The organism is Neobacillus drentensis (assembly GCF_036965645.1).
Taxonomy (GTDB): Bacteria; Bacillota; Bacilli; order Bacillales; family Cytobacillaceae; genus Neobacillus; species Neobacillus drentensis_D.
On record NZ_JBALPZ010000095.1, the window covers coordinates 33,996 to 41,051 of the forward strand.

Consider the following 7,056-nt stretch of genomic DNA (forward strand, 5'->3'; position numbering starts at 1 on the left):
TGGAGTTTTATTCTTATTTATTCATACATCTTGCAATATTTTTATATAAGCTTCATGATTTGTTCATAGTTTGTTCATCTACGGGGTGTAAGATAAACCTATGAAATTGATTTTACCTCTTTTTCATAAATGACCCCCTTTTAATTATATATAGTTTGGTCCAGCTGCTCGTCAGCTGGATATTTTTTTTGCCATTTTACTCCACATCTCCGTGAGGACACTATTGTGCCATGCACCGCCCGCCCAAATTTGCATAGGGTAACATATGTTGAGTAAAGGAGTGGAAAACAAATGGCATTTGAAATTCTCAACGTTGATCAAGTTATTCAAAGGTTAAAAGGCAGGAAATATCGATATTCTCAAGTTCACCATACATGGGAACCTAGTCACAATGATTTCAATGGCAAGAACCATCTCCAATTACAACAAGCAATGAGGAATTACCATGTTAACACGCGTGGCTGGGATGACATCGGACAACATCTCACACTGATGCCAGATGGTTTATTTGTCACCGGCCGGCCTTTTAATGAAACACCAGCAGGCATCGTCGGCTACAATGAAGGGGCATTTATGACCGAGATGTTAGGTAACTTTGATATCGGCCATGATATACTAGAAGGTGCCCAGCTGCATTCAATGTTAAAATTGCAGCATTATCTTATAACTGCCTGCGGGGCTCAAATCATGTTCCATCGTGAGCATGCTAGTAAGACGTGCCCTGGAACCTCGATCAATCGAGACGAGTTTGTTAGCCGGGCAATCAATTATAATACCATTCATCCTACCCTTGTTGCCGCTGCACATACAGAAGTACCATCAATAACATCAACATCAAAACCATCATCCTCAACAAAATCAAGTCCCAATTTGTTAAAATTGGGCGATAAAGGGCCTGATGTAAAAAAACTGCAACAGTATCTGGTCCAAGCTGGAGAAAAGCTCCCGAAATATGGGGCAGATAGTGATTTTGGAAAAGAAACAGAGGCTGCAGTAAGGTCGTTTCAAGCGCATCATGGGCTCTCTGTCGATGGGATTGTTGGTCCAAAAACGAAGGCCAAACTTGAAGCAGCGGTGAGTGCGACGGCAAACCGTCCTTATCCAGGTCACCAGATTAAACGGGGTTCACACGATGCCGCCAATATAAAACTGATTCAAAAAAGAGTAGGAGTAGCCCCAGATGGTATTTTCGGCCCGAAAACAGAGGCAGCCGTAAAGGCATATCAAAAGAGCCATGGTTTAGCAGCGGATGGAATTGTCGGTCCGAAAACCTGGGCGGTTATGTTCTAATCGGTCGAAGGAGGAGTTATGACACGATCCACTTATTAGTGATCAGTCGGAAAAGACCTGCTTAAGTCAGCAGGTCTAATACATTTGATCCTTAAAATTGCAAGACTTCCTTTTCCGTTGGCAAGGCGGCAATGGCGCCAATTTTTGTACAAACCATCGCACCAACCTTGTTGCTAAAGGAAATAATTTGTTTTAATTTTTCGTAATCCTCGAGAGCGGTTTTTGGGTTGTCTGATTTGGCTAACTGATATAGGGTCCCACCAACAAAGGCATCTCCTGCACCCGTGGAATCAATTGAATTTACCTTCATACTGGGAACTATTTCACTGTTATCACCATTTGAAACAAACGTACCTTCTTTCCCTAACGTAACAGCAATGGTTTTAGCACCCTGTAAATGGAGACAGCTGACACCTGCATGTACATCATCATAGCCTGTGATGATTCTTAATTCCTCATCACTAACCTTCACAAAGTCAGCCATCCTAATTCCCATTTTTGCGAGCTCCACAAATTCTTCCTCTCTGCCTTTCCAAAGGTCGCTTCGATAATTTGGATCGAAAGAGATCAATTTCCCCTTTTCTCTGGCTGCCTTCATTATTTTAAAATAAGTGGTTTGGAAGGGATCGCTTAATAGGGCTGTTGCCGAGCCAAAATGAAGAATGTCGTGCTTCATCACGACTTCTATATTTATATCAGCCTCGTTTAGATACGCATCTGCACCGCGATTAAACACAAAATCTCTTTCTCCATTGTCCTTCCTCGATACAAAGGCCAATGTTGTCGGATATTGCTTGTCCATCAAAAGCAGAGATGTATCCACGTTTAATCCATCTAACGTTTTTTTCAAAAAACGACCAAACGGATCATTGCCTACTTTTCCGCAAAAAAGGGCGTTGCCGCCTAATTTCACAATAGCCGCACACACATTGGCCGGTGCTCCCCCTGCTTGTTTTTGGAAAAATTGACCATCTGTTAAATCAATATCTACATCCGTACAAAAGAAGTCAATTAACAATTCTCCAATACATAAAATCGATTTATCCATCCTATCCCTGTCTCCTTCCCCCGTTTACTAACATCCAATAATGGTAATTGTTAGTTTTATTATAGCAAGAAGAGTCTTTTCACTCTAAGGAATGCCTTCCACTTTCTGAAAAAAATTAATCGGCTTATTAGGTATTTGGACAAACATCGTGAATGGTAAGTAATAGGATAAATTAGGACGGTGATCAAAAATGAAATTCTTCATCAATGTCACTAATTTTATCGTGGACAATCTCTCGAATAATGCCAACATTAATTATGGGCCCACCTATCAAAACAGCCATACAGCCAACTCGACCCTCATTGGCAGCAACATAAATATTGGTGATAACGGCACCATCATCTCAAAAATCATCAATAAAGGAAACCAAACCACGCTTCCTAAGGAAAGTGACAGCGAGCAATAATGGTGACAGGCACCATTTCTCCTTTTATCACAATCTAAACAATTTAAACTAAACAGCCTTAACGGTAAAAAAAGAGACCTAACAGTTTTATTTGTTAGGTCTCTGGGTATTGTATTATTAACAATTATTAGCAAATTATTAAACTTCAGCTAGTATGCTAGTTTATAAGGAAATAGCTCTGTTCGCATACTAATTTAAGATGATAACTTTTACGGTTCTTCTTCCAAAAGCCAAAGCTTTTGCTTTTGTTGGCATTAAAATATCGATTCTGTGGCCCTTAATGGCGCCGCCTGTGTCACCAGCAATCGCTTGACCATAGCCTTCTACCCAAACTCTGCTTCCAAGAGGAATAATTCTTGGGTCTACCGCAATTACTTTCATATTTGGATTCGCTTTAACGTTAAGACCCGTAGCTGTGATTCCGGAGCAGCCCTTACAATCGACTGTATACGCTGTTGCCGTCACATATACTTCTTTACCTTGCGCAGTACCTTTTGAAGCTCCGCTATTTTTTACTGGAGCAGCCACTGGTACAGCTGTTTCTGCGCTCGATTTTGCTGCAGCAGCTGCCGCCGCGGCACGAGCTTGCGCTTCTGCCTGCTCTTGTTGAATCGCTGCTTGAAGGTTCTTCATTTGCGACTCAATTCCCGCTTTTTCCTGTTGAGCTACTGCTACCTGCTGGGAAATTTGCGCAAATTTCTGTTGCATAACGGTTAACGATTGTTGTCTTTTTTGAATATTTTGATCAAGCTGGGCTTGTTGATCTGCAAGCGCTTTCTGATCTTCTTCTAAAACCTTCTCTTGACGGTCAATTTCTGCTTTATCTTCTTCGATTTGTTTTAGATCCTCTTGCTGCGCTGTCAGGATATCTTTGTCTGCATCAATTAATTCTGAAGCAGCACTGGCACGCTGGATAAAATCTGAAATACTATTAGATTCAAAGAATATGTTTATCATTAAATTGACATTGCTGTTTTGCTGCATCGCTACTGCTCGCTTTTTCATTACATCTTCCCGAGCAAGCATTTTATCCTCAATCACAACAATTTCTTCTTTTTTCTCTTCGATCAATTTATTGGTTGCATCAATTTTTTCCTGTGTTTTTGCCATTGCCTCTTTGTTTTTGGCAATGTCATCGGAAATGGATTTTATTTCTGCTTGGATATTTTCTATTTCTTTATTAACCGTTTGTTGTTCTTGAACTTTTTGTTGTACTACCTGTTGCTTCTGCTCCAGCTGGGCTTCAGCGTTATGTAGCGCTTCAGTGTTTGTTTGTGCATATGTAACCATTGAACCTGATACACATAACATAGTTGTAAGTAAACCGAGAATTATACGCTTTGTTGTCGTTGGCATACGCTTCTCCCTCCTTAGTTACTATATTTATACCAGACTAATGTAACAGTCATGTTACAAAAAGAATAAAAGTGTATCACAATTTGTCTTATTTCTATAAAAAGTGTCTAATCTGTGGCATAACAGTGTCAATTTTTAGCCAGTACTAGGGAACTATATTTCCATAGTTTAATATAGTGGAAATACCACATACGGTGACAGGCACCATATTAGAACCGGCTTATTTCTAACTTTTTTTCCTCGGCAACGATGCGCTCTTTTTTCTTTCTGCGCGGCCTTTTTTTACAATAAGGGGAGGTGCCCAAATAGGTAATCTTGCCCCCTATCCTCACAATAAAGTTGCTAAACACCTCTAATACTTCTTCTTCCGGAAAATTTTTACCGCTTTCTGCTATATGCAAGGAATTTTGCTGATAGGAGAGTAGGATATGGTATTGATTAATATGGATCAAAATCGTTGCCTGTTCCTCTAGTGGGATCGATTGATAGTGACCGTCCATAGGTGCGGGGAAGCTTGAAATTGACTTTTCTGTTAATAAGAATGCATCGTAAATGCTTGGTTTTCTTGTAATCCGTATTTCTTGGCTGCTAATCATATCTCCAATAAACATCAATATATTATTATTCTCCAAACATACTACCTCCTGAAATGACAATTAACTACATCAACTTTTATTATTCGACAATAATATCCCTTATTCCTGTAAATCCCCTTCCAAAAAGCTGCCTTATTCTCCATATGTGCATGATTTTCACGTTAATAAATGTGCACAACGTTCACATTACAGCTTTTCAAACTTTTAAACCGTTAAGTTAAAAACATGAATTGTTTTACGGCGGTGATAGAGATGGCTTTATCAGAAAAATTGAGAGAACTGCGTGACAAGCAAAACTGGTCGCAAGAAACACTGGCGGACATGATGAAGATGCACCGGTCAACGATTAGTCGTTACGAAACAGGAAAAGCAATTCCCAACTATCAAACAGTTATACGATTTGCGGAGATTTATAGGGTGGACAAGGAGTATCTAGTCGATGAACTCAATCAGCTCCTGCCAAATGTGGAAGCACCGGGGTTTGTACTAAAGGAAAAACTCGAGGATCCAGATGTGGGCATGATTCTTCAGCTATTGCAAGATGAGCCTGATTTAAAAAAGGCAATGGTCGAGCTTCACCTCATGCATCCCAAACGTAAAAGTTTCTTTTCTGACGCGATAACTACATTTATTAAGGTCAATAAAAAACATAAAGACAAAATGTAATATAAAGAAGCCGCTGATACGAGTTCAGCGGCTTCTTTTAAAAAAAAACAGGGGGGTTTTTTCTACTATTCTGCCCTGCCGGCTGAATTCTATACATTCTAAATTTATAAAAAAATCGACATCATGTTATGATGCCGGAAAGATGGGGACGATTGGGGAGTTGTTTGATTTTTTATACGAAGGGAAACTAGAAAGGCAGAAGCGCTCGTCTAGTGCTGTAATCTTGCTGCTTGGCTCTCCTCAGGTAAAGGGGATCGCAGCGAAATTGGAACACTCTCAAAGCTGATTTTTATAGCTATGTTAAATCTCGCTGTTAGGCGAGCCCCTAAAGGGCAAAGTAATGAGTTACTAACTTACGCAGTCTTCAAAGCTGTAATGGGAATTTTTCAGAAGAATGATGATGTCTTGGGTAGATTTCTAGGGGGTCTCTTTCCTTGATGCCAAACTGCTGCTCCCGAATCAGCCATTCCAACTGGCGAACCCGGACTTGCAGGCTGTCCACATTTTTATTAGCCTTTCCAACCATCTTGATTAAACTCTCGAGCAGCTGCTCTAAATTGTTAAGGTCTTCCTCATGAAATCCCAACGGCGGATTCCTCCCTTTTTTGTTCAGATACCACAACGTTTTGCTTGGCGCTTAAGAAGCGGATGGTTTCTGCCACTACCTCTGTGACATACACCCGTTTCCCCTCTTTATTGTCGTAATTGCGCGTTTGGAGTCTTCCTGTGATTCCTACTACCGCTCCTTTTCGACAATATTGGGAGGTATTTTCTGCCGCCTTCCGCCAAAGTGTACACTGTACAAAATCTGTCTCAAACTCGCCATTATGATTGCGAAATGGGCGATTGACCGCAAGTGTAATGTGTGTCACAGCCGTTCCTTCAGTTGTCTTTCTTAAATCTGGATCGCGTGTTAGCCGGCCGACAAGTGTGACCTGATTGATCATGTTTTCACTCCTTCACCATTTGATGGCTTTATCATAGCGTCTCTGTTACACTGTTGTAAAATGACGATAAAGGATTTATCAGGCCTGTTTTTGTCACGAACTTTCATTATCTTCCGTGTTTTCGTCATTCATCTGCCTTTTTCTCCCCGCTAACCTAGATTATCCAAGTTTCGACAAAAACTTTTCGACATTTGCTTTCGCCTGACATATGTTATAATTAGGAAAAAAGAAATAGGAGGTAGCGATGAAATCTTTTAAATTATACTCATTGGATGTAGTGGATGATGGTAATTCCGTTGAAATCCCATTAGTGGATGGCTTGATTTTGAACAAAGAAGACGAACATTCCACCTGGCTGCTTGAAGCATATACAGACCTGTCCCTCTATGATTATTTTAAAAAAATCTCCGAGGAGGACCGCGACATTATTATTGAAGCGGTTATCACCAAGAAGGAAAACGCCCCTGCCTATTTTCAAACCAAGATCTGCTCGCTGATACAATTCGAAAAACATATAAGCGTCCTGTTTCAAGGCCAGCTGCGCCGGAATAAGAGTGATTATTCTGAGCTATTGCTCGACAGCCTGATTGAAAAAGGGCTCAAAGGACCGGAACTACTTAAAGAATTCAAGGAAAAAATGCAAAGCAAACCAAAAATTAAAGTCAAGAACCCTTAAAAACCAGCTCAGGCTGGTTTTTTTATGAGTTAAGAAATTATAAAAGTATTTAACTTTGAGAATTGTCTAGC

At 40.3% G+C, this 7,056-nt stretch carries 9 protein-coding genes; 4 read left to right on the forward strand and 5 right to left on the reverse strand.

The features are described 5' to 3' along the window. Positions 1-291 precede the first annotated feature (291 nt). A complete protein-coding gene (locus V7266_RS18535; protein WP_335469790.1) occupies positions 292-1,290 on the forward strand; it encodes a peptidoglycan recognition protein family protein in 999 nt (332 codons plus the stop codon). Between the two features lie 91 nt (positions 1,291-1,381). On the opposite strand, the gene V7266_RS18540 is transcribed toward V7266_RS18535, so the two are convergent. Beyond that, positions 1,382-2,338: a carbohydrate kinase family protein gene (locus V7266_RS18540; RefSeq protein ID WP_335469791.1), complete on the reverse strand. Its 957-nt coding sequence runs from the start codon at positions 2,336-2,338 to the stop codon at positions 1,382-1,384. A gap of 190 nt (positions 2,339-2,528) precedes the next feature. On the opposite strand from V7266_RS18540, the gene V7266_RS18545 reads away from it, so the two are divergent. Then, a complete protein-coding gene (locus V7266_RS18545; protein ID WP_335469793.1) occupies positions 2,529-2,744 on the forward strand; it encodes a spore germination protein in 216 nt (71 codons plus the stop codon). Positions 2,745-2,933: 189 nt separating this feature from the next. Here the strand turns inward: V7266_RS18545 and V7266_RS18550 are convergent, their stop codons facing one another. Beyond that, on the reverse strand, positions 2,934-4,100 hold the full coding sequence (locus V7266_RS18550; protein WP_335469794.1) for a 3D domain-containing protein: 1,167 nt from the start codon (positions 4,098-4,100) through the stop codon (positions 2,934-2,936). A 209-nt stretch (positions 4,101-4,309) separates the two neighbouring features. Next, positions 4,310-4,732: a hypothetical protein gene (locus V7266_RS18555; protein WP_335469795.1), complete on the reverse strand. Its 423-nt coding sequence runs from the start codon at positions 4,730-4,732 to the stop codon at positions 4,310-4,312. A 216-nt stretch (positions 4,733-4,948) separates the two neighbouring features. Between V7266_RS18555 and V7266_RS18560 the strand changes: the two genes are divergently transcribed. After that, positions 4,949-5,362 carry a helix-turn-helix domain-containing protein gene (locus V7266_RS18560; RefSeq protein ID WP_335469797.1) on the forward strand — a complete coding sequence of 138 codons (414 nt, stop codon included), beginning with the start codon at positions 4,949-4,951 and terminating at the stop codon, positions 5,360-5,362. A 364-nt stretch (positions 5,363-5,726) separates the two neighbouring features. Here the strand turns inward: V7266_RS18560 and V7266_RS18565 are convergent, their stop codons facing one another. Beyond that, a complete protein-coding gene (locus V7266_RS18565; protein ID WP_335469799.1) occupies positions 5,727-5,948 on the reverse strand; it encodes a hypothetical protein in 222 nt (73 codons plus the stop codon). Continuing rightward, a complete protein-coding gene (gene ssb / locus V7266_RS18570; protein ID WP_335469801.1) occupies positions 5,935-6,309 on the reverse strand; it encodes a single-stranded DNA-binding protein in 375 nt (124 codons plus the stop codon). Before ssb ends, V7266_RS18565 begins: the two co-directional genes overlap by 14 nt. A 244-nt stretch (positions 6,310-6,553) precedes the next feature. Between ssb and V7266_RS18575 the strand changes: the two genes are divergently transcribed. Next, a complete protein-coding gene (locus tag V7266_RS18575; protein ID WP_335469802.1) occupies positions 6,554-6,985 on the forward strand; it encodes a YwpF family protein in 432 nt (143 codons plus the stop codon). Positions 6,986-7,056: the final 71 nt, after the last annotated feature.

Coding starts and splice junctions, on each gene's coding strand:
- V7266_RS18535 (WP_335469790.1), top strand. CDS start 292: ATGGCATTTGAAATTCTCAACGTTGATCAAGTTATTCAAAGGTTAAAA.
- V7266_RS18540 (WP_335469791.1), bottom strand. CDS start 2,338: ATGGATAAATCGATTTTATGTATTGGAGAATTGTTAATTGACTTCTTT.
- V7266_RS18545 (WP_335469793.1), top strand. CDS start 2,529: ATGAAATTCTTCATCAATGTCACTAATTTTATCGTGGACAATCTCTCG.
- V7266_RS18550 (WP_335469794.1), bottom strand. CDS start 4,100: ATGCCAACGACAACAAAGCGTATAATTCTCGGTTTACTTACAACTATG.
- V7266_RS18560 (WP_335469797.1), top strand. CDS start 4,949: ATGGCTTTATCAGAAAAATTGAGAGAACTGCGTGACAAGCAAAACTGG.
- ssb (WP_335469801.1), bottom strand. CDS start 6,309: ATGATCAATCAGGTCACACTTGTCGGCCGGCTAACACGCGATCCAGAT.
- V7266_RS18575 (WP_335469802.1), top strand. CDS start 6,554: ATGAAATCTTTTAAATTATACTCATTGGATGTAGTGGATGATGGTAAT.